Below are 20,883 nucleotides of genomic sequence, written 5' to 3'. Positions count from 1 at the left end.
GGCTCTACGACCTGGCCGCCGACCTGCCGGCCCTCCCCCGCTTCGACATGCCGACCGACGACGAGCCGTCCGAGGCCTCCCGCACAATGCTGGAGGCGCTGGCCGCCTGGCTGCTCGGTGAGCTGGCACCCGGCGACTGGCGGGCAGTGCTCGATGCCGCGGCCGCCGACGACCACTGGGTGCGACTGGCCTACGCCACCGACGACGGGTCGCTCGGGCTGGACGTGGTGCGGGTGCTGTTCGTCGGGCACGGGTCGACGTTCCTGGTGCGCCGCGCCGGTCCGCGACTCAACGTCCCGCTGGCCAGGGTGGTGGCCGCCGAGGCGGTAGCCCCGGTGGTGATCCACGACCTGCCGGTGCCGCGCGACCCCGCCTGACGCATCAACCGCGATGACCGAGGGCGACCGGGACGGTGGACTCCTCCACCTCGCCCAGGTCGATCGGGCCGGCCAGGTCGGTGAGTTGCATCAGGCGGCCCAGTTCGACCGGCCAGACCGCCAGTCCCGCCAGCTCTTCGGCGGTGAACCAGCCGAAGCCGGACAGCGTCAGCCGTTCCTGCTCGGTGAAGCCGCTGGTCTGTGGCTCGAAGGTCGCCGGCAGGTCGATCGCGAAGAAGTCCTCCTGCTGCACCAGCACCTGGTCGGTGTAGCCGTGGCGCACCACCCGGCGAGCGATGGGTCCGATGAAGTCCTCCGCCGCCGCCTGCAACCCGGTCTCCTCGGCCAGCTCCCGGACGGCAGCGGCCAGCGAGGTCTCGCCGACGTCCAGCCCACCGCCCGGCGTCACCCACCAGCCAGACCCCGGCAGTCCCGGATCGGAATCGGCCATCAGCAGGACGCGTCCCTGCGCGCGAACGACGACCCGGGCGGCCCGTCGCTTCCGAAGTGGACGCTGCGGCGGAGGCACCGAGATCATGGGACGCCGATCCAGGTTCATGGCACCGAGCCTAACCGGAGCGCCACCACGGGTTTCGGCGCGGAGTGCGGCACCATGTTGCCATGCCTGGGCTGCTCGAGGTGGTCGTCCTCACCGCCGAGGACGCGCGCCGCGCCGAAGAGGGTGGCGCCGATCGGCTGATGGTCGTTGGTGGACTTACCGGACAAGGCACTTCACCGGAACCGGGGGCATTCGCCCGGGTGCGTGGCGCCTGCACCATCCCGGTGCGGCCACTGCTGCGACTGCGCGAGGGCTACCGGACCGACGGCGGCGAGGTGACCAGGCTGCACGGACTGGTGACCAGTTACCTGGCCGAGGGCGCCGAGGGGTTCGTGTTGGGCTTCCTGGACGGCTACTCGCAGGTGGACGTCGAAGTGGTCACCGAGCTCACCGGCAACGCGGCGTGGCCGTGGACGTTCGACCACGCCATCGACCACTGCATCGACGTCGATCAGGCCTGGCGGACTCTCCGGACAATGCGCGGCTGCGACCAGGTGCTGACCGGCGGCTCCAGCAGGGGCATGGCGGCGGGGCTGGAGGACCTCATCGCCCGGATCAGGCTCGACCCACAGATCGCTGGCCTGGTGCTGGCCGGCGGTGGCCTGGTCCCCGAGCACGTGGCCTGGCTGGGGCGGGTCGGCGTGCGGGCGTTCCAGGTCGGCCGGCAGGCGCGCCCCGGACGCGACTTCTCGGCGGCCGTCGACAGCTCCCTGGTGCGCGGCTGGCGGATCCTGCTCGATTCGCTGCCGCAGCGCTGAGCGGGGACGCAAACAGGGGCGGCCCCGATCCGGGACCACCCCTGCGCTTGTTGCGACTGCGTCAGTCGATCAGTACATGCCCTCCATGTCACCGCCGGCGGGCATCGCGGGCGCCTTCTCGGGCTTGTCCGCGATGACGGCCTCGGTGGTCAGGAACAGACCGGCGATCGAGGCCGCGTTGGCCAGCGCCGACCGGGTGACCTTGGTCGGGTCGATGATGCCGGACTTGAGCATGTTCACGTACTCACCGGAGACCGCGTCCAGGCCCTCGCCCACCGGCAGGCTCCTGACCTTCTCGGCCACCACGCCGCCCTCCAGGCCGGCGTTGATCGCGATCTGCTTCAGCGGGGCCTCGACCGCGGTCAGCACGATGTTGGCGCCGACCATCTCCTCGGCCGACAGCCCGTCCAGCTTGGCCTCCTTGGCGGCGTGGATCAGCGCCACCCCACCACCGGGCAGCACGCCCTCTTCGACGGCCGCCTTCGCGTTGCGGACGGCGTCCTCGATGCGGTGCTTGCGCTCCTTCATCTCGACCTCGGTGGCCGCGCCGACCTTGATCACCGCGACGCCGCCGACCAGCTTGGCCAGCCGCTCCTGCAGCTTCTCGCGGTCGTAGTCGGAATCGGAGTTCTCGATCTCGGTGCGGATCTGCTTGATCCGGCCCTGGATCTGTTCGGAGTCGCCGGCGCCCTCGACGATGGTGGTGTCGTCCTTGGTGACGGTGACGGTGCGGGCGCGGCCGAGCAGCTCAAGGTCGGCGGTCTCGAGCGACAGGCCGACGGTCTCGCTGATCACCTGTCCGCCGGTGAGCACCGCGATGTCGGCGAGGATCGCCTTGCGGCGGTCGCCGAAGCCGGGGGCCTTGACGGCGACCGACTTGAAGGTGCCGCGGATCTTGTTGACGACCAGGCCGGCCAGGGCCTCACCGTCGACGTCCTCGGCGATCACCAGCAGCGGGCGACCAGTCTGCTGCACCTTCTCCAGCACCGGCAGCAGATCCTTCAGGGAACTCACCTTGCCGTCGACAAGCAGCACGTAGGGGTCTTCCAGGACCGCCTCCATGCGCTCGGCGTCGGTGACGAAGTAGCCGGAGATGAAGCCCTTGTCGAAGTTCATGCCCTCGGTGAGCTCGAGCTCCATGCCGAAGGTGTTCGACTCGTCGACGGTGATGACGCCTTCCTTGCCGACCTTGTCCATGGCCTCGGCGATGATCTCGCCGACGCCGGGGTCGCCGGCCGAGATGGACGCGGTCTGGGCGATCTGCTCCTTGGTCTCGATGTCGGTGGACATCTCGACCAGCTTGTCGCTGATCGCCGCCACGGCCTTCTCGATGCCGCGCTTCAGTTCCATCGGGTTGGCGCCCGCGGTCACGTTGCGCAGGCCCTCGCGCACCATCGCCTGGGCGATGACCGTCGCGGTGGTGGTGCCGTCGCCGGCGACGTCGTCAGTCTTCTTGGCGACTTCCTTGACCAGCTCGGCGCCGATCTTCTCGAACGGGTCGGCCAGCTCGATCTCCTTGGCGATGGACACGCCGTCGTTGGTGATCGTCGGAGCGCCCCACGACTTCTCGAGCACGACGTTGCGGCCCTTCGGCCCAAGAGTTACCTTGACCGCATCGGCCAAGGTGTTCATGCCCTTTTCGAGCGCCTTGCGGGCGTCGCTGTCAAATGAAATTAGCTTTGCCATGGTCTTGTAAGAAATCCTTTGGCATCAGGGGCGGTACGCCCCGTTTGGTGGTCCAGTGCTTGCCCGGTTGGGGCTCGCCTCGTCCCATGGCTGCCGGTGCCCGCGACGGACGGCCAATTGGCCTCACCTGCCACCATGATCGGAAGCGGTGGCACTCCTCGGTCCGGAGTGCCAACACAATTCTTAGCACTCGACCGGTGCGAGTGCAAACGATTCGGGCCGGTTGTACGCTGGCAGGGGTGAGCCTCGACCGGGTGCGCGCAGTGGTGAACTGGATCAACCTGACCACCCCGCTCGGCCTGCTGCTGGCCAGGCTGGGACGAGCCGAGCTGCGCCGCGGGCCGATGTGGCTATGGGTCGCAGATCGCTACCGGGGGCCGGCGCCGAAGGCCGGTGCGTTCATGGTGGGCAGCGTGGTGCTCGTCCCGGACGGGCGGTGGGACGACCTGACCCAGCGCAACCCCGGGCTGCTCGAGCACGAGAAGACCCACGCCGAGCAGTGGGCCTGGCTGGGGCTGTTCTTCCTGCCCGGCTACCTGGCGGCCATCGCGTGGAGCCGGCTGCGGACCGGCACCAATCACGGGGCGAACCTGTTCGAGGTCAGGGCCGACCTGCTGAAGGGCGGTTACCCAATCAACGGGAGGTGAGCCGGGCCGCCGACCGGTTGCGCTGCCGCTGCTCGCGCAGCCGACGCAGCCGCTTGACCAGCAGCGGATCATGTGCCAGCGCCTCCGGCCGGTCGATCAGCGAGTTCAGGATCTGGTAGTACCGCGAGGCCGACATGTCGAACCGCTCGCGGATCTCGGTTTCCTTGGACGCCCTGGCCTGCCACCAGCTCTTCTCGAAGTCGAGGATCGCGACCTCGCGCTCGGTCAATGCTGACTGACTGGGAAGGTCTCGCGATGCCTCGGTCATGGCGCTGATACTAGACCGCGAATCACATCGATGTCATTAGCCGCCTGCGCTGTGGGTTCGTTAGCATCAAGGATCGGCAACAGCTAGGAGGGATGGATGCAACCGCTCACCGGGAGCATCAAGCGGTACGACTGGGGTTCGGTGGATGCCATCCCGCGGCTGCTCGGCATCCCCGTCGATGGCCAACCCGTCGCCGAGTACTGGCTGGGTGCCCATCCACTCGGGGTGTCCCAACTCAACGGTGGCACCGCGCTGGACAAGGCCATCGAGTCCGACCCGTCGATGATCGGCGACTCGGCACGACACGAGTTCGGCGGCCGGCTGCCATACCTGGTCAAGCTGCTGTCCGCGGCCCGGCCGCTCAGCCTGCAGGCTCATCCGAACCTCGCCGACGCCCAGGCCGGTTATGAGCGTGAGAACCGCGTGCAGTTGCCCATCGACTCCCCCGAGCGCACCTACCGCGACCCGTGGGACAAGCCAGAACTGATCATCGCACTCACCCAGTTCGAAGCGCTGGCGGGCTTCCGTGACCCGAAGGTCACTGCCGACCTGCTGTCGCGGCTGGGCATCGCCCCGCACACCGAAACGCTGTTCGCCCCGCTGCGGCACCGCTCACCGGCGGCCGGCCTGGCCGAGGTCTTCCTGGACTGCCTGGTGCTCGACGAGGAGCGTCGTGGTGCGGTCACCGACGTGGTCACCGCCGCCGTCCACCATCTCGACGCCCAAGGTGAACTGGGCGAGTTCGCCCGCACCGCCGTGTTGCTGGACGAGCACTTCCCCGGCGACCCGAGCCTGCTCGCGGCCCTGCTGCTCAACCGACGCAACCTGCAACCCGGTGAGGCGCTGCACCTGCGTCCGGGCACGATGCACGCCTACCTGTCCGGAACCGGGGTCGAGGTTATGGGAAGCTCCGACAACGTCCTGCGCGGCGGGTTGACCAACAAGCACATCGACGCGTCCGCACTGGTGCAGGTGGTCGACTTCACACCCCAGCAGATGCCCGTGCTGCGTCCTGACAAGGAGGCCCCCGGCCTGTGGCACTACATGGCCGGCGAGCGGGCCTTCGCCACATGGCGGATTGACGCGGCTCCCGGCCGGATGATCGAACTGCCGGCCGAACTTTCCGGCCGCATCCTGCTGGTCACCAGCGGTGAGGTGGGGCTGTCGACCGGGCCGGACGGCCTGATCCTGCAGTGTGGCCAATCGGCATTCATCGGGGCGAGCGAGCAGGTCTGGGCCAGCGGCGACGGTCAGGCCTTCCTGGTCGCCACCGGCATGGACGCCTGAGAGCCTGTGCTGAACTCAACTGACTGGGACGCAGTCGCGCTGATCTCGGCAGCGGGAGCCTCCGAAGGGAGTCGAACCCTTGACCCTCCGCTTACAAGGCGGATGCTCTGGCCGCTGAGCTACGGAGGCAGGCACGGGCCGCTAGCCACGCACACGCCGATTACATTGTGCCCGCACCGGGCTCGGCCGCGAAATCGCTGACGGGGGTCAGCCAGCGACCCTGGCCACCCTGGCGGCCTTGCCGCTACGCCAGAAGCTGGCCACCACCACGAAGACCACCAGCCCAATCGCGACGTAATTGGCGACTTTGGCGTAGGCCTCCAGCAGCGCGACGGCGGGTTCACCCACTGCGTAACCGAAGAAGAAGTAGCCGATCAACCAGATCAGCGCGGCGAAGAAGTCGAGCACCATGAACTTCTTCCAACTCATCCCCTGCGCGCCGGCCAGCACGAAGACCACCGCCATGATCGGCAGTGGGATCGGTACGTAGGCGATGAAGATGCCCAGCCAACCGAGCTTGTCTGCCCACCGCTCCATCCGCCCGTAGTTGCGGGCCGCCCGCTCGGACTGCCCGGCCCAGATCTCGATCATGCCGCGTCCCCACAGCTTGCCGGCCCACCAGTACGTCCAGTCGAGCTTGATCGACATCAGCGTGCCGACCAGGAGCGGCCAGATGAACGGCGTCTCGGCGCCGACCCGAACCAGCGACCCCAGTCCGGCGGCGCCCGTGCGCGACCCCATCAGCGCGACCAGCCAGGGCAGCCGCTCGGGCGCACCCAGCAGCCATGCCCGCAGCGGCAGCATCGCCATGCTGAACACCCCGAGGAAGCCGATCCAGGCCAGGCAGGCGATGTCCTGCCGGGTGGGCTTGTGCCGCCACGGCATGCCGGGGTCTTCCCACCACTCCTGCTCGCCGCTGCCCTGGTCGATAGGTTCCGCGGACGCGACGTCCTCGCCGGTGGCCTCGGCCCCGGCGTCCACCTGCGGCACAGGTGCATTCAGTTCGTCATCGGGACGCTGAGCTGCCACCGGGCGAGCCTACCTGCTGCCCAGCCCGGCTTGGCGTCCGGTCATTGCCCTTACGCTGTCGAGCATGAGCGACTACACGGCATTAGCCGAACTGATGGCGATCAACGAACGCATCGGACCGGCGGAATCGGCAGCGGACGCTGACTGGTTCGGCGAGTTGCTGCATGACCGGTTCACGATGCGGCGGCCCGGGGGCGCGCTGTCGACCAGGGGCGAGTTCATCGCCGGCCTGGCGCCGGGCAGCGAGCGCCGAACCACCATGCTCTCGGTCGAGTTGCACGGCAGCCACCGCGCCACCGCACGCTGCCTGGTCGACAAGTGGGCGCTGGGTAATCCGCAGCAGGTGCAAACGTTCGACAACCTGCGGGTGTTCATCCTTGTCGACGGCCGGTGGCAGTTGATCACCTGGCTCGCCGAACCGGCCTGAGCAGGTCCCTGCCAAGCTTCGATCGGCATGGCATTCTGATCAAAGGACGGGGCCTTCCGTCCTTCTACCACGGATCGTTGGGCACGTTCCTGCCCATGGAAAGGATGGGTGGCTCATGGCCACTGTCAGTTACCGGGATGCCACGCGCATTTATCCCGGCTCCGACCACCCGGCCGTCGACAAGCTGAACCTCGAGATCGGTGACGGCGAGTTCATGGTGCTCGTCGGCCCCTCGGGTTGCGGCAAGTCGACCTCGCTGCGGATGCTGGCCGGACTGGAAGACATCAACTCCGGATCGGTGTGGATCGGCGACCGGGACGTCACGGACCTGCCGCCGAAGGATCGCGACATCGCGATGGTCTTCCAGAACTACGCGCTCTACCCGCATATGACCGTCGCCGACAACATGGGCTTCGCGCTCAAGATGCAGGGCGTCAACAAGGACGAACGCGACCGCCGGGTGCGTGAGGCAGCCGAACTGCTGGGCCTGCAGGAACTGCTGGGCCGCAAGCCGAAGAATCTGTCCGGTGGCCAGCGGCAGCGCGTCGCGATGGGCCGGGCGATCGTCCGCAACCCGCAGGTCTTCCTGATGGACGAGCCGCTGTCCAACCTGGACGCCAAGCTGCGCGTTCAGACCCGAACCCAGATCGCTGCCCTGCAGTCGCGGCTGGGCGTCACCACCGTCTACGTCACCCACGACCAGGTCGAGGCCATGACGATGGGCGACCGGGTCGCGGTGATGAAGGATGGCCTGCTGCAGCAGGTGGACAACCCGCTGGTGCTCTACGACGAGCCGGTCAACCTGTTCGTCGCCGGTTTCATCGGCTCCCCGGCCATGAACCTGATGCAGGCCCGGATCGTCGAGGGCGGCGTCAGCGTCACCGACCACGTCATCCCGATCTCCCGCGACGTGCTGGGCAGGGCGAGCAGCGACACCGTGGTGATCGGCATCCGGCCGGAGTCCTTCGACCTGTCCGGTGACCAGGGCATCCAGATGGAGATCGCGGTGGTCGAGGAGACCGGCGCCGACTCCTACCTGTACGGCGCGCTGAAGGGGCACCTCGAGGAGATCGTCACCGGCGAGTCGGAGCCGCAGATCGTGGCACGGGTCACCACCCGCACCCCGCCGCAGCGCGGCGACCTGGTCCGGCTTCAGGTCGACCCGGCCACCGTGCATGTTTTCGACAAGGAGTCCGGCGACCGCATCTCGTGACCGGATGGCTGTGGGCGGGGCTCGCACCGGCGGGCCCCGCCCGCGCTATCTTTGGGCGACATGACCGGCGAGATCTCCCAGCTGGGCCGTGGCTTGCGCACCGGGTTCGACACCGACCCCCGCTACCAGTCGATCATCCCGCCCATCTACCCCGGCACGAACTTCGCGTTCAGCGGCCTGGGCGAGTCCCCGCAGTACGAGTACAGCCGCGCCGGGAACCCGACCCGCGACCTGCTCGGGCAGGCAATCGCCACCCTGGAGGGCGGGGTTGGCGCGGTGGTCACGGCGTCCGGGCTGGCGGCGCTGACCACTGTCTTCGCGGCGATGGTGCCGCAGGGCGGCCGGATCATCGCCCCGCACGACTGTTACGGCGGTACCTGGCGGCTGCTGAACCACCTGTCCGATCGTGGTTTCTGCCGCGTGGACTACGTCAATCAGACCGACCCGGACGCGCTGGCGGCCGCGCTGCAGACCCCGGCCGACCTGTGCCTGATCGAGACCCCCTCCAACCCGCTGCTGCGGTTGGTCGACCTGGAGGTAACGGTTGCGGCGGCGCGCGCAGCCGGTGTGTTGACCCTGGCCGACAACACGTTCTGTTCGCCGGTGCGGCAGCGTCCGATCGAGTTCGGCTGCGAGTTGGTGCTGCACTCCACCACCAAGTTCATCAACGGCCACTCCGATGTGGTGGGGGGCGCGATCGTGGCGACCACGGACCAGATGACCGAGCAGATCAGCCACTGGGCCAACGTGATGGGCGTCACAGGCAGCGCCTTCGACGCGTGGCTGACGCTGCGGGGGCTGCGCACCCTCGACGCCCGGGTGCGCGTCCACGACGCCAACGCCGAGCAGTTGGTGGCTGCGCTGCTCGACCACCCCGCCGTTGAGCAGGTCTACTGGCCGGGGCTGCCCGACCACCCGGGCCACCCGATCGCGGCCCGCCAGCAGGCCAGTTTCGGCTCCATGGTCAGCTTCGAGTTGTCGGGCGGTGCGGACGCTGCCCAGGCCTTCTGCCGGGGGCTGCGCATCTTCAACTTGGCCGAGTCGCTGGGTGGGGTGGAGTCATTGGTGGCCCACCCGGCGTCGATGACCCACGCGGCGATGGACCCGGCCACCCAGCTCGCCGCCGGGATCAGCCCGGCGCTGCTGCGTCTGTCGGTCGGGATCGAACCGGTCGCCGACCTGCTGGCCGACCTCACCGAGGCCCTCGACCGCGCCGTCGCCTGAACGGTGGACCAGCCATGCCCCGCTTCCTGTCCGCGACGCCCAACTCGAACCTGCTGCCGCTGCCCTGGCAGATCGCGCTTGGTGAATGGCCGGAGCACCACCTGGTGGCGCTGCCGCGCGGCCTGTCCCGGCACGTGGTGCGGTTCATCGCGGTCGGCGACGAGGTCTACGCAGCCAAGGAGGTCAATGAGGAGCTCGCGCTGCACGAGTACCGGCTGCTGCACGACCTGAGGCGCCTTGGCACCCCTTGCGTCGAGCCGGTCGGTGTGGTCTTCGGGCGGGTGGCCGCCGACGGCACGCCGCTGGATCCGATCCTGCTCACCAAGCACCTGCAGTTCGCGTTGCCATACCGGTCGCTGTTCACCCCCGGTGTCCGCAGCGAGACGGTGCTGCGGCTGGTGGACGCGATGGTGGTGCTGATCGTCCGGCTGCACCTGACCGGCTTCATGTGGGGCGATGTGTCGTTGTCAAACATCCTGTTCCGCCGGGACGCCGGGGAGTTCGCCGCCTACCTGGTGGACGCCGAGACCGGTGAACTGCACGACCGGCTGACCCCCGGGCAACGCGCCCACGACCTGGCGATCGCCCGGGTGAACATCTTCGGGGACTTCTCGGATCTGGAGGCCGGCGGGCTGCTCGACGGGTCGCTCGACCCGCTGGCGATGGTGGCCACCATCGAGCACCGCTACGCCGAGCTGTGGCATGAGCTGACCGGGGTCGAGGAGTTCAGCGGCAACGAGTTGAACCGGATCGAGGGCCGGGTGCGGCGGCTCAACGCACTGGGTTTCGACATCGCCGAGCTTGACATCCGCACCTCACCGGACGGCTCCACGGTGCGCATCCAGCCCAAGGTGGTGGACGCCGGCCACCATTCCCGCCGACTGCTGCGGCTGACCGGGCTGGACACCGAGGAGAACCAGGCGCGGCGGTTGCTCAACGACCTGGACACCTACGTCGTGCGAACCGGTCGCCACCACATGGACGAGGCGGTGGCCGCGCACCAGTGGCTCAACGACACCTTCGAGCCGGTGATCAGGGCGGTTCCGCCGGAGCTGATGCGCAAGCGCGACCCGGCGCAGATCTTCCACGAGGTGCTGGACTACCGGTGGTATCAGTCGGAGCGGGAGGGCCGCGAGGTTCCGCTGGCCGACGCCACCGCTGGCTACGTCCGGGACGTGCTGAGCAACCTGCCCGACGAGGCGATGCCGCTCACGGACCGGGCCGCCCACCAACAGGACGCGGCCACCGAGGACCTCCCGGTGGTCGACCCCTGGGAGGATGCCGCCGAGGAGGTCGACCTGGCGCAGGCTTCCCGGCTCGACCTCAACTCGCTGCGGAAGGCCCGTCAGAAGTAGCGTCGGGTTCGTCGGTGGCCACGCCGAAGGTGAACCAGCCGCCGGTGCCGCTGACCGCCGCCGCACTGCTGGTGGTGTGGCTGGCTTCGACGTCCTCGCTCGGCTCCTCGGTGAAGAACGGGTCGAAGTCGGGTGTGGGGGGCGCGCCGGGGGCCACCGGACGGGGACCGCTGTCGATGTTCGCCCTGACCTGGTCACCGATCGAGCTGGTGCGTGGACGGTGCTTGCGAACCTCTGCCATGCCGCGATTGTACGTTGCTGCCCACCAGCCCCGACGCCAAGCGGTGTGCCCGCGACAACCCCGCCACTAGACTGCGACAGGTGAGCTTCCACCTGTACGACGAGCGCGCTGGCCGGCTGACCGAGTTCGTCCCACTCAAGCCGGACGAGGTGTCGATCTACCATTGCGGGCTGACCGTGCAGGCGCCCCCGCACCTGGGCCACATCCGCAAGGAGGTCGTCTTCGACGTGCTGCGCCGCTGGTTCACCGTGCAGGGCTACCGGGTGCGGGTCGTCGCCAACGTCACCGACATCGACGACAAGATCCTGGCCAAGTCGGCGGCCCAGGGCATCGAGTGGTACGAGCTCGCCTACGCGATGGAACTCGAACTGCACCGGGCCTACCAGGCGCTGGGCTGCCGGCCACCGAACTACGAGCCGCGGGCCACCGGACACATCCCCGAGATGATCGAGCTGATCCACGCCCTGATCGACCGTGGTCACGCCTACCCCGCCCTGGACGGCTCCGGCGACGTCTACTTCGACGTGCTGTCCTGGGCCGACTACGGCGAACTGTCCAACCAGCGGGTCGAAGACATGGCTCCCGCACCCGACGCCGACCCGCGCGGCAAGCGCGATCCACGCGACTTCGCGCTGTGGAAGGGCAGCAAACCCGACGAGCCGGCCACCGCGTCCTGGCCGAGCCCGTGGGGACGCGGACGTCCCGGCTGGCACCTGGAGTGCTCGGCGATGAGCCTGAAGTACCTGGGCAGCCAGTTCGACATCCACGGCGGCGGACTCGACCTGCGGTTCCCGCACCACGAAAACGAACTGGCCCAGTCCCGGGCGGCCGGGCACGGGTTCGCCAAGTACTGGATGCACAACGCGTTCGTCACCATGGCCGGGGAGAAGATGAGCAAGTCGCTCGGCAACAGCGCCCTGGTCAGCGAGGTAACCAGGCAGTACGCCCCGCGCGCCGTGCGGCTGTACCTGGTTGCACCGCACTACCGGTCTCCGATCGAGTTCAGCCCCACCTCACTGACCGAGGCCAGCGCACAGTTGGACCGGATCGACTCCTTCCTGGAGCGGGCCGGCGCGGCCGGCGAACTGCAGTTCGATCCGGCGCAACTGCCGGCCGAGTTCGTGACCGCGATGGACGACGACCTGGGCACCCCGGCCGCGGTCGCGGTGATCTTCGACGCCGTCAAGCAGGGCAACCGGGCGATCGACGCCGGCGACAGGGTCGCCGCCGAGCAGGCGATGACGAGCGTGCGGGCCATGCTCGACGTGCTCGGCCTCGACCCGCACGACCCGGTCTGGGCCGCTCGCGGCGGCGACGACCTGAGCGGCGTGGTGGACGGGCTGGTGAACCTGGTGCTGGAGCAGCGCAGCCAGGCCCGGGCCCGCAAGGACTGGGCCACTGCCGACGCCATCCGCGACCAACTGGCCGCGCTCGGCCTGACCATCGAGGACACCCCCGACGGCGTCCGCTGGAACATCTAGGAGACGACATGGCAACCGGACGCAAGGTTGGCTCGGGCGGGCAACGCAAGCGCGGGCTGGCGGGTCGCGGCCCCACGCCGAAGGCCGAGGACCGGGTATACCACAAGGCATACCAGGCCAGACAGGGCGCCGGGCAGGGCGGCAAGCAGGCAGGCAGACGGGGCGGGCGTCCCAGCAGCCACGGTCACGGCGCCGGGGCCGACTGGGTGGTCGGCCGCAACCCGGTACTGGAGGCGATGACGGCCGGCCTGCCGATCAAGGCCGGCTACGTCGCCGAGGGCAGCGAACGGGACGACCGGCTGCGCGACATCTTCAAGTACGCCGCGGAGCACTCGATCTCGCTGCTCCAGACCACCCGGGCAGAGCTCGACCGGCTGACCGGCGGGGCCGTCCACCAGGGGGTGGCGCTGCAACTGCCCAGCTACGACTACGCCCATCCCGATGACGTGATGGCGGACGCCCTGGCCGACGAGACCCGGGAGGCGCTGGTCGTCGCGCTGGACGGCATCACCGATCCGCACAACCTGGGCGCCATCATCCGCTCGGCGGCTGCCTTCGGAGTCCACGGCGTGGTCATCCCGGAACGCCGCTCGGCCTCGGTCACCGCGGTCGCTTGGAAGGCCTCGGCGGGCGCGCTGGCCCGGGTGCCGGTGGCCCGCGCCGGGAACCTGAACCGCACCATTGTCGACTACGCCAAGGCCGGGTTCACCGTGGTGGGGCTGGCCGGCGAGGGCGAGACCGACATCGCCGGCGTCCCGGGCGTGGATGGGCCGCTCATGCTGGTGGTCGGTTCGGAGGGTGAGGGACTGGCCCGACTGACCCGGGAACGTTGTGACCTGCTGGCCCGGATCCCGATCTCCAGCCAGGTGGAGAGCCTGAACGCATCGGTGGCGGCGGGGATCGCGCTGTACGAGGTGGCCCGCTGCCGGGGCGACCTCGTCTAGGACTTACCCCGGCTGATGCAACGCGGCAACTGACCTATCTTCGGACATACCATATTTGATAGGATTTTCCCATCGAATCGCACCCGGCATGGGTTGAGCAGCCGAAAGGTCCTTGTTGATGCTGTCCGCCAGTGGGCTCCTGGTCCTCAATGAAACCGACGACGTCGCGGTGGCACGACAGCCACTGACGCCGGGAACCGCATTGCAGACACCCCGGGGGCCGATCACGGTGCTCGACGAGGTCGCCGTCGGCCACAAGGTCGCCCTGCACGACATCGCCCAGCACTCCCCCGTCGCCAAGTACGGCTACCAGATCGGCACCGCCAGCCAGCCGATCCGGGCCGGCCAGCACGTGCACGTGCACAACCTCGGCTTCAGCTCACACACCAAGCCGGCCGCAACCGACGCCGGTTCCCGCGGCTGGGCCGCCCCCGAACTGCCGGCCCGCACCACCTTCCGCGGCGCGGTCCGCAGCGACGGCAGCACCGCGACCCGCAACTACATCGCGGTGGTCTCGACGGTGAACTGCTCGGCCAACGTCTGCGACATCGTCGCCAACGAGGCCAGCCGCCGCGGCCTGCTCGCCGACTTCCCCAACGTGGACGGCGTCATCCCGCTGGTGCACGACCTGGGCTGCGGCATGTCGGTGGACGGCCTGGAGATCCTGCGTCGCACGCTGGCCGGGTTCGCCTCGCACCCCAACGTCGGCGGTGTGGTGGTTATCGGCCTGGGTTGCGAGCTCAACCAGGTCGAGCAGATGATCAACCAGATCCAGCTGCGGCCGGGAACCCCGCTGGTCAGGATGAACATCCAGACCTCCGGTGGCACCCGGAGCACCGTGGAGAGCGCACTGGACGCCATCACGCAGATGCTGCCCGAGGTCAACGCGTCGTTCGTGCGCGAGGAGCGGCCGGTCAGCGAACTGGTGCTCGGCCAGAACTGCGGCGGCTCTGACGGCTTGTCCGGGCTGACCGCAAACCCGGCGCTCGGCTACGCGTCCGACCTGATCGTCGCACAGGGTGGCCGCTCGGTGCTGGCCGAAACCCCCGAGGTATACGGCGCCGAGAGCCTGCTGGTGCAGCGGGCCACCAGTGAGCACACCGCCCAGCGGCTGCTCGACAAGCTGGCCTGGTGGGAGGACTACACCGCGAAGCTGAACGCGACGATGGACTCCAACCCCTCACCGGGCAACAAGGCCGGCGGCATCACCACCATCCTGGAGAAGTCGCTGGGTGCGGTCGCGAAGTCGGGTCAGGCCCCGCTGCAGGCGGTCTACGACTACGCCGCCCCGATCGACCAGCCCGGCCTGGGCATGATGGACACCCCCGGCTACGACCCGGTCTCGGTCACCGGATTGATCGCCGGCGGTGCCAACCTGATCTGCTTCACCACCGGACGCGGCTCCGCGCTCGGCACCAAGCCGGCCCCCACCCTCAAGCTGGCGACCAACGACGACGTCTACGCGCGGATGCCCGATGACATGGACATCAACTGCGGGCCGATCTTCTCGGCTGGGGTCTCCCTGGCTGACAAGGGCCTCGAGATCTACAATGCGCTATTGGATCTGGCTTCGGGGGAAGCGTCCAACAGCGAAGCGCTGGGTTACGGCAGCAATGAATTCGTCCCGTGGCACATCGGCGTGGTGATGTGACACCGACCCCCCGCGATATGAACGGAGACCTGATGGCAGGGACCAGAGTGAAACCCCTGGAGCGCAAGGTGCTGCGCGACACGGTGTACGAGTCGCTCATCGACATGTTGATGTCCGGCATCCTGGCACCGGGGGCCCCGCTCAGCATCGACGGCCTGGCCAGCGAACTGCAGGTGTCACCCACCCCGGTTCGCGAGGCACTGGTGCACCTGGAGCGGACCGGCCTGGTCTCCCGCGCACCGTTGCGCGGCTACCGGGTGGCGTCGCCGCTGAGCACCGACCAGATCGCGCAACTGTGCGACGCCCGGATGGTGATCGAACTCGGTGCGCTGGAGCTGGCGTTCCAGGACGTCGACGCGTTGGCCGCCGACCTGGCCGCGGCGCACGAGGTGCACGAGGAGACCGCGAAGGCGGTGCTCAACGTCACTCCCGACCGCGAGGCGATCGACGCCTACCGCGACTACATGTCCGCGGACTGGGCCTTCCACCACGCGATCTTCCGGCACTCGAAGAACTCCTACCTGCTGGCCACCGCCGATTCCCTGCCGGCGCACCTGCACCGGCTGCGCCAGTCGGTGTCGCGAGGCATCCACGACTCGGAGATGTCGGTGGAGGAGCATGCGGCGGTGCTCCGGGCGGTCCAGGACCAGGACCTGGAGCGGGCCAAGCAGGCGCTGTACACCCACCTGGCCAACGTCAAGGTGCGCTCACTGCGTGAGGTTGGCCCGTCCCTGCTCAGCGAACCCAAGGTGAGCTGACCGGCCTGCCCGGCTAGAGTGGCGCTGGATCTTTTCCCGGGTCGGCTTCAACCGACCCCAACCATGTCGATCAGGAGCGCCCGTGTCCGACCCAGCAGCCACCGCCGGCAGTGCATATCAAGCCATCCTGTCGCTCGTCGCCGGTGTCGAGCCCCGGATAGCCGAGGCGATCACCGCCGAGTTGCGTGACCAGCGGGAGTCGCTGAAGCTGATCGCGTCGGAGAACTACGCCTCGCTGCCGACCCTGCTCGGCATGGGCACATGGCTGAGCGACAAGTACGCCGAGGGCACCGTCGGTCACCGCTTCTACGCCGGCTGCCAGAACATCGACACCGTCGAGGCAGTGGCTGCCGAGCATGCCCGGGAACTGTTCGGCGCCCGGTACGCCTACGTGCAGCCGCACTCCGGCATCGACGCCAACCTGGTCGCCTACTGGGCGATCCTCAGCCACTTCATCGAACGCCCCAGCCTGGCCGACCTCGGCGCCAAGACCGTGCACGACCTCAGCCAGGCCGACTGGGACAAGCTCCGGCACGACCTGGGCAACCAGCGACTGATGGGCATGAGCCTGGACGCCGGTGGCCACCTCACCCACGGCTTCCGGCACAACATCTCGGGCAAGATGTTCGACCAGCGCAGCTACGGCACCGACCCCCGGACCGGGCTGATCGACTACGAAGCTGTGCGTGAGCAGGCCAAGCAGTTCAGGCCGCTGATCCTGGTCGCGGGCTACTCCGCCTACCCCCGGCGGATCAACTTCGCCACGATGCGCGAGATCGCAGACGAGGTCGGCGCGGTGCTGATGGTCGACATGGCGCACTTCGCCGGCCTGGTGGCTGGCAAGGTGTTCACCGGCGATGAGGACCCGATCCCGCATGCCCAGGTCGTCACCACCACCACCCACAAGTCGCTGCGCGGGCCGCGCGGTGGCATGGTGCTGGCCACCGAGGAGTTCGCCGAGGATGTCGACCGGGGCTGCCCGATGGTGCTCGGCGGTCCGCTCGGCCACATGATGGCGAGCAAGGCGATCGCGCTGGCCGAGGCCCGCCAGCCGGCCTTCCAGGACTACGCCCGGCGGGTGGCCGACAATGCCCAGGCGCTGGCCGAGGGACTACTCAGGCGGGACGCCCGACTGGTCACCGGCGGCACCGACAACCACATCGTCCTGCTCGACGTCGCGTCCTCGTTCGGGCTGACCGGACGCCAGGCCGAGAGCGCGCTGCTCGACTCCGGCATCGTCACCAACCGCAACTCGATCCCCCGCGACCCGAACGGCGCCTGGTACACCTCCGGTATCCGGCTGGGCACCCCGGCCCTGACCACCCGGGGCTTCGCCACCTCCGACATGGACGAGGTGGCCGCCCTGATCGTCGGTGCACTGCGGCAGACCCAGCCCACCATGACCCCCGCGGGCATCCCGGGCAAGGCGAAGTACGCCATCGCCGATGGGGTCGCGGCCGCCACCAAGGCCGCCGCCGGCGAGCTGCTCGGCAACCACCCGCTGTACCCGGGACTGGAGCTCTGACCCCGGCGCAGCGTCCGGCTGGTCAGTGCCGCGAGAAGAGCTTGCCCTCCACGGTGGTGACGAACGCGTCGATCGAGCTGGGCAGGTCGGACAGCTGCCAGGTGGCCGGCGCCCGGTACCAGCCAAGGTCGTCCGGGTCGGGGACGCCCGGGTCGTCGTCGGCGTCAACCAGCGCCTGCAGCCAGCGGTCGAAGCTGCCCAGCACGATGGAGTAGGGCAGGATCCGGGAGATCTCGGCGTAGGCGTCGCTCTTCGGGACGTTGGTGGTGGGCTGGGTGGCCAGGTTCATGGCCAGCACCTGCAGCCCGCGCAGCACCGACGAACCCTTGGCGGTGCGGCGGGCCATCTGCTGGCTGACCCACAGCAGGCCGACCGCGAGGCCGACCAGCACCAGGCCCAGCAGGCCGAAACGGGTGAAGGCAACCAGCAGCCCGAGCGCTACCAGTGAGCCGACCACTGCGATGGTGCCGATCCGGGTCCAGGTCCTGCGAACCTCGTCCGGCCGGCCGGCGAACCAGCCCTCGTTGACGACCTCGGCGTAGATCTGGTCCTGCACCACCGGGATGACCGGGGCGAGCGCCTCGTTGATCCGGGAGACCTTGGCGGGTTCGCCGTCCTGCGGGGCGAGCGCATCGATCAGGGTGCGTTCGTAGTCCTGCAACTGGTCGATGCCCTGGCCACGCTCGAAGGTCCACTCGATCGCGCCATGCCCCCCGCCGGTGCGTGGCAGTTCGACAATGGTCAGATGCCCACGTTGGGCGACGTCCACAACAGTGGCGGTGATGTCGATCGGGTCGACCGATTCGTCGGTCAGGGTGCCGACCTCACCGGGCAGGATCTTCTCGACCAGCGTGAAGCGTTCCTCGCCGGCCGCGATCGGTTCGAAGGTCGCGACCATGGTGGGGGCTCCGCCGGCGGCGTCGGCGCCGCGGGTCCGGTGCAGCAGCCACAGTCCCAGCCCGCCGAGCAGCAGCGCGGCCAGCGCGGAGAGCAACGGAACCGGCTGTGCGGAGAAGGCCCGGTCCAGGCTCCACTCCTCGCTCACCATCTGGTTGGGCGTCACGACGTCGGATGGCAGCGAGAAGGTCAGGATGACGACCTCACCGGGGCCGCGCGGGCCGTCGGTGAACTGCGGATAGGTCGCCTCGAAGGTGCCGGACGCGTAGGTGCGGCAGCTCACGGTGTTGGCCGGCGGGCCGGCCTGGCAGTTGATGTCGCTGGTTCGGGTACCGGGCGGCAGCTCGATCTCGCCCTGGACGTCCTGGACCCCGACGTTGAGGCCCTGCAGCACTCGCCAGGAGACCTCGGTCATGTCGGGCTGCCCCGGCACCGCCGGCAGCGCGGCCGCCGCCCCGCGCACGGTGTAGCTGATCACGACCGGGTCTGCCAGGTCGGCGGTGTCGACCGTGATCACCTGGTAGTCGCCATCGGTGGCGATGGTCGGATCCACCGCGACGCCACCGGCGCTCACCGTGACGTCGGAGATCTGGTAACTCAGGTGGGTGTTGTCGAGCAGCTCCCGGTTGGTCGCCAGCCGCTGTTCCAGTTGGTCGGGGCGGGCGGAGCCCAGGGTGATGGTCTCGGTGATCATCAGGGTGCCGTCCTGGAGCACCTCACCCTCGACGATGAACGACTCGGCCATCTCCTGGGCGGTGGCCGGAGCCGCCAGCCCGATCATCGCCAAGAGCAGCGTGACGATCGTCGCGGCGGCCACCCGCAACGGCCGGCGGGGGCCGTCGGGCCCAGGTCGAGTGCTCACGGACAATCCTTTCGATGGACGGCGGCCACCTTCAGTGACTGGCTTCGAGCTTCAAGGTAGCGTACGGCTGCTCCGCACGCAGGTTCCCCACCCGCGTCGCAGCAGATAGGGTGTGCACGTGAGTCAGTGGGGTCAGGGGTACGCGCCGCGCGGCCAACAGCCGTGGGGTAGGCCTGCTCAGCAGCAGTGGGGTCAACCGTCTGGCCACTGGGGACCGGCTGCTCAATGGGCCCGGCCACAGCAGCAGGGTTGGGTGACGTCGGCACCCAACCGTTACCAGCCGGCTGCCCAGCCGCCTCGTCGTGGTGGCGGCTCGGCGATGCGCGCACTTGTCGGCGTCATCGGGGCGATCATCATCGGCATGTTCGTGGTCAATTGGCTGACCGAGGAGGCGCAGCCCGCGGGCCCGTCCCGGCCGCAAGCGCCCGGTGAGTACCAGAACGAGAACTACCAGGTGCCGCCGATCGACACCAACCCGCCCGAACTGCCGATGCCGGAGACCTACGGTGAGGCCACCCAGTGGATGGTTGACAATGCCATCTACCAGTCCGAGATCGCGGTGCCGGTGTTCTGCGAGGCCCAGCCGATCAACCTCAGCAGCGCCTCGCTGGGCGCCCTGCAGGACCACATGAACGAACTCACCGCCTGCCTGATGCGGGTGTTCGGGCCGGCGGTCGAGGAAGCGGGTCACATCCCGGTGCGTCCCAGCGTCACCATCTACTCCCAGCCGGTGCAGACCCGTTGCGGCACCATGCCGGCGATGAACGCCGCCTACTGTGCGGCTGACCAGCAGGTCTACTACGCCGCCGACCTGCCGCGGATCGTCCCGTCGCAGCTGCAGGCCACCCCGTACGTGGTCGAGAGCGTGATCGCCCACGAGTTCGCCCACGCACTGCAGGGCCGCACCGGCATCCTCATCTCGGAGGCCGCCTGGGAGCAGCAGTCCAGCGAGTCCGACGCCAACGCGTTCTCCCGTCGCCTCGAGGTGCAGGCCGACTGCTGGTCGGGTCAGTTCATCAACTCGGTCGGCCAGTCGGTCGGGTTGGGCGAGAACGACGTGCAGAACCTGTCGCTGCTGTTCTTCTCCATCGGGGACGACCAGTTGACCGGTGATCCGAACATCGAGGGCAACCACGGTCGCGGTGATTCCCGGCGGGGCTGGTTCCTGGAGGGTACGCAGACCACTTCGATGGGCGCCTGCAACACCTTCACCGCGCCGGACGCGGAGGTTCGTTGATCAATCGCGCTCGATGAGTGCGGACGCCACGGCGGCCACGCCCTCGCCACGGCCGGCGAAGCCGAGCCCGTCGGTGGTGGTGGCGGCCAGGCTGACCGGCGCGTCCAGCACCTGGCTGAGCAGTGTCTGGGCCTCGTCCCGTCGGGTGCCCAGTCGCGGCCGGTTCCCGACCAGTTGCACCGCCACGTTGCCGATCCGCCACCCGGCCGCCTCAACCCGGCGGCGGGTCTCGGTCAGGAACGCAATCCCGGACGCGCCCGCCCACTCCGGTTCGCTGGTGCCGTAGTTGCTGCCCATGTCCCCCAGGCCGGCTGCGCCGAGCAGCGCATCGCAGGCGGCGTGGCAGACCACGTCCCCGTCGGAGTGCCCCTGCAGCCCGGCAGGCTCGTCGTGGAAGTGCAGGCCGGCCACCCACATCGGGATGCCCGGGACGAGCCGGTGAACGTCGTAGCCGATG

The 20,883-nt window shown here is 69.0% G+C and carries 21 protein-coding genes and 1 tRNA gene; 14 read left to right on the top strand and 8 right to left on the bottom strand.

The features are described from left to right. Nucleotides 1-377 (top strand): hypothetical protein (locus tag WBL05_RS12225; protein WP_424226261.1); only part of this gene is annotated, 377 nt, incomplete at its 5' end. Nucleotides 378-381: 4 nt separating this feature from the next. On the opposite strand, the gene WBL05_RS12220 is transcribed toward WBL05_RS12225, so the two are convergent. Next, on the bottom strand, nt 382-936 hold the full coding sequence (locus tag WBL05_RS12220) for an NUDIX hydrolase (RefSeq protein WP_424226260.1): 555 nt from the start codon (nt 934-936) through the stop codon (nt 382-384). A gap of 62 nt (nt 937-998) precedes the next feature. Between WBL05_RS12220 and WBL05_RS12215 the strand changes: the two genes are divergently transcribed. Then, nucleotides 999-1,694, top strand: a complete 696-nt coding sequence (locus tag WBL05_RS12215) for a copper homeostasis protein CutC (protein ID WP_424226258.1) — start codon at nt 999-1,001, stop codon at nt 1,692-1,694. A gap of 69 nt (nt 1,695-1,763) precedes the next feature. Here WBL05_RS12215 and groL read toward each other — a convergent pair whose 3' ends face one another. Then, on the bottom strand, nt 1,764-3,380 hold the full coding sequence (gene groL / locus WBL05_RS12210; protein ID WP_424226256.1) for a chaperonin GroEL: 1,617 nt from the start codon (nt 3,378-3,380) through the stop codon (nt 1,764-1,766). Nucleotides 3,381-3,619: 239 nt separating this feature from the next. On the opposite strand from groL, the gene WBL05_RS12205 reads away from it, so the two are divergent. Next, nucleotides 3,620-4,027, top strand: coding sequence for a hypothetical protein (locus WBL05_RS12205; RefSeq protein ID WP_424226255.1), 408 nt, complete (start codon nt 3,620-3,622; stop codon nt 4,025-4,027). On the opposite strand, the gene WBL05_RS12200 is transcribed toward WBL05_RS12205, so the two are convergent. Then, nucleotides 4,014-4,295 carry a DUF3263 domain-containing protein gene (locus WBL05_RS12200; protein WP_424226254.1) on the bottom strand — a complete coding sequence of 94 codons (282 nt, stop codon included), beginning with the start codon at nt 4,293-4,295 and terminating at the stop codon, nt 4,014-4,016. The genes WBL05_RS12205 and WBL05_RS12200 overlap by 14 nt on opposite strands. Before the next feature lie 96 nt (nt 4,296-4,391). On the opposite strand from WBL05_RS12200, the gene manA reads away from it, so the two are divergent. Next, entirely contained in the window at nt 4,392-5,582 is a 1,191-nt protein-coding gene (gene manA, locus WBL05_RS12195) for a mannose-6-phosphate isomerase, class I (protein WP_424226252.1), read from the top strand. A 56-nt stretch (nt 5,583-5,638) separates the two neighbouring features. Here manA and WBL05_RS12190 read toward each other — a convergent pair. Both WBL05_RS12190 and WBL05_RS12185 read right to left on the bottom strand, forming a co-directional pair. Further along, nucleotides 5,639-5,711 (bottom strand) — tRNA-Thr (locus WBL05_RS12190). A gap of 78 nt (nt 5,712-5,789) precedes the next feature. Further along, nucleotides 5,790-6,611 carry a DedA family protein gene (locus WBL05_RS12185; RefSeq protein ID WP_424226251.1) on the bottom strand — a complete coding sequence of 274 codons (822 nt, stop codon included), beginning with the start codon at nt 6,609-6,611 and terminating at the stop codon, nt 5,790-5,792. Between the two features lie 64 nt (nt 6,612-6,675). On the opposite strand from WBL05_RS12185, the gene WBL05_RS12180 reads away from it, so the two are divergent. The 4 genes from WBL05_RS12180 to WBL05_RS12165 all read left to right on the top strand — a co-directional run bounded on the left by WBL05_RS12180 (nt 6,676) and on the right by WBL05_RS12165 (nt 10,830). Beyond that, nucleotides 6,676-7,038 (top strand): nuclear transport factor 2 family protein, encoded by a 363-nt coding sequence (locus tag WBL05_RS12180; RefSeq protein ID WP_424226249.1) that lies wholly within the window; start codon nt 6,676-6,678, stop codon nt 7,036-7,038. A 115-nt stretch (nt 7,039-7,153) separates the two neighbouring features. Beyond that, nucleotides 7,154-8,251 carry an ABC transporter ATP-binding protein gene (locus tag WBL05_RS12175; protein WP_424226248.1) on the top strand — a complete coding sequence of 366 codons (1,098 nt, stop codon included), beginning with the start codon at nt 7,154-7,156 and terminating at the stop codon, nt 8,249-8,251. 60 nt (nt 8,252-8,311) lie between these two features. Further along, nucleotides 8,312-9,475 carry a trans-sulfuration enzyme family protein gene (locus tag WBL05_RS12170; protein ID WP_424226247.1) on the top strand — a complete coding sequence of 388 codons (1,164 nt, stop codon included), beginning with the start codon at nt 8,312-8,314 and terminating at the stop codon, nt 9,473-9,475. 14 nt (nt 9,476-9,489) lie between these two features. Next, a complete protein-coding gene (locus WBL05_RS12165) occupies nt 9,490-10,830 on the top strand; it encodes a DUF4032 domain-containing protein (protein WP_424226246.1) in 1,341 nt (446 codons plus the stop codon). Here the strand turns inward: WBL05_RS12165 and WBL05_RS12160 are convergent. Next, the gene (locus WBL05_RS12160) at nt 10,799-11,071 is read right to left on the bottom strand and encodes a hypothetical protein (RefSeq protein WP_424226245.1); all 273 of its coding nucleotides are present in this window, start codon (nt 11,069-11,071) and stop codon (nt 10,799-10,801) included. The two genes, WBL05_RS12165 and WBL05_RS12160, sit on opposite strands and share 32 nt — an antisense overlap. An 80-nt stretch (nt 11,072-11,151) precedes the next feature. On the opposite strand from WBL05_RS12160, the gene cysS reads away from it, so the two are divergent. From cysS to WBL05_RS12135, 5 genes are all read left to right on the top strand, one after another. Continuing rightward, complete coding sequence (gene cysS, locus WBL05_RS12155; protein ID WP_424226244.1) at nt 11,152-12,552, top strand: cysteine--tRNA ligase; 1,401 nt, start codon at nt 11,152-11,154, stop codon at nt 12,550-12,552. Nucleotides 12,553-12,560: 8 nt separating this feature from the next. Then, nucleotides 12,561-13,496, top strand: coding sequence for a 23S rRNA (guanosine(2251)-2'-O)-methyltransferase RlmB (gene rlmB / locus WBL05_RS12150; RefSeq protein ID WP_424226243.1), 936 nt, complete (start codon nt 12,561-12,563; stop codon nt 13,494-13,496). 118 nt (nt 13,497-13,614) lie between these two features. Then, on the top strand, nt 13,615-15,147 hold the full coding sequence (locus WBL05_RS12145; RefSeq protein ID WP_424226242.1) for a UxaA family hydrolase: 1,533 nt from the start codon (nt 13,615-13,617) through the stop codon (nt 15,145-15,147). A gap of 32 nt (nt 15,148-15,179) precedes the next feature. Then, nucleotides 15,180-15,905 carry a GntR family transcriptional regulator gene (locus WBL05_RS12140; RefSeq protein WP_424226241.1) on the top strand — a complete coding sequence of 242 codons (726 nt, stop codon included), beginning with the start codon at nt 15,180-15,182 and terminating at the stop codon, nt 15,903-15,905. Between the two features lie 82 nt (nt 15,906-15,987). Next, nucleotides 15,988-17,430: a glycine hydroxymethyltransferase gene (locus WBL05_RS12135; RefSeq protein WP_424226240.1), complete on the top strand. Its 1,443-nt coding sequence runs from the start codon at nt 15,988-15,990 to the stop codon at nt 17,428-17,430. A 22-nt stretch (nt 17,431-17,452) separates the two neighbouring features. On the opposite strand, the gene WBL05_RS12130 is transcribed toward WBL05_RS12135, so the two are convergent. Continuing rightward, complete coding sequence (locus tag WBL05_RS12130; RefSeq protein WP_424226239.1) at nt 17,453-19,189, bottom strand: DUF2207 family protein; 1,737 nt, start codon at nt 19,187-19,189, stop codon at nt 17,453-17,455. Between the two features lie 253 nt (nt 19,190-19,442). Here WBL05_RS12130 and WBL05_RS12125 point away from each other — a divergent pair, with 253 nt between their 5' ends. Next, nucleotides 19,443-20,426, top strand: a complete 984-nt coding sequence (locus WBL05_RS12125; protein ID WP_424226238.1) for a neutral zinc metallopeptidase — start codon at nt 19,443-19,445, stop codon at nt 20,424-20,426. On the opposite strand, the gene ispF is transcribed toward WBL05_RS12125, so the two are convergent. Further along, a complete protein-coding gene (gene ispF / locus WBL05_RS12120) occupies nt 20,427-20,843 on the bottom strand; it encodes a 2-C-methyl-D-erythritol 2,4-cyclodiphosphate synthase (RefSeq protein WP_424226263.1) in 417 nt (138 codons plus the stop codon). Nucleotides 20,844-20,883 lie beyond the last annotated feature (40 nt).

It is taken from the genome of Brooklawnia sp., from assembly GCF_049651565.1.
GTDB lineage: Bacteria > Actinomycetota > Actinomycetes > Propionibacteriales > Propionibacteriaceae > Brooklawnia.
This window is presented reverse-complemented; position numbering and strand designations above follow the sequence as displayed.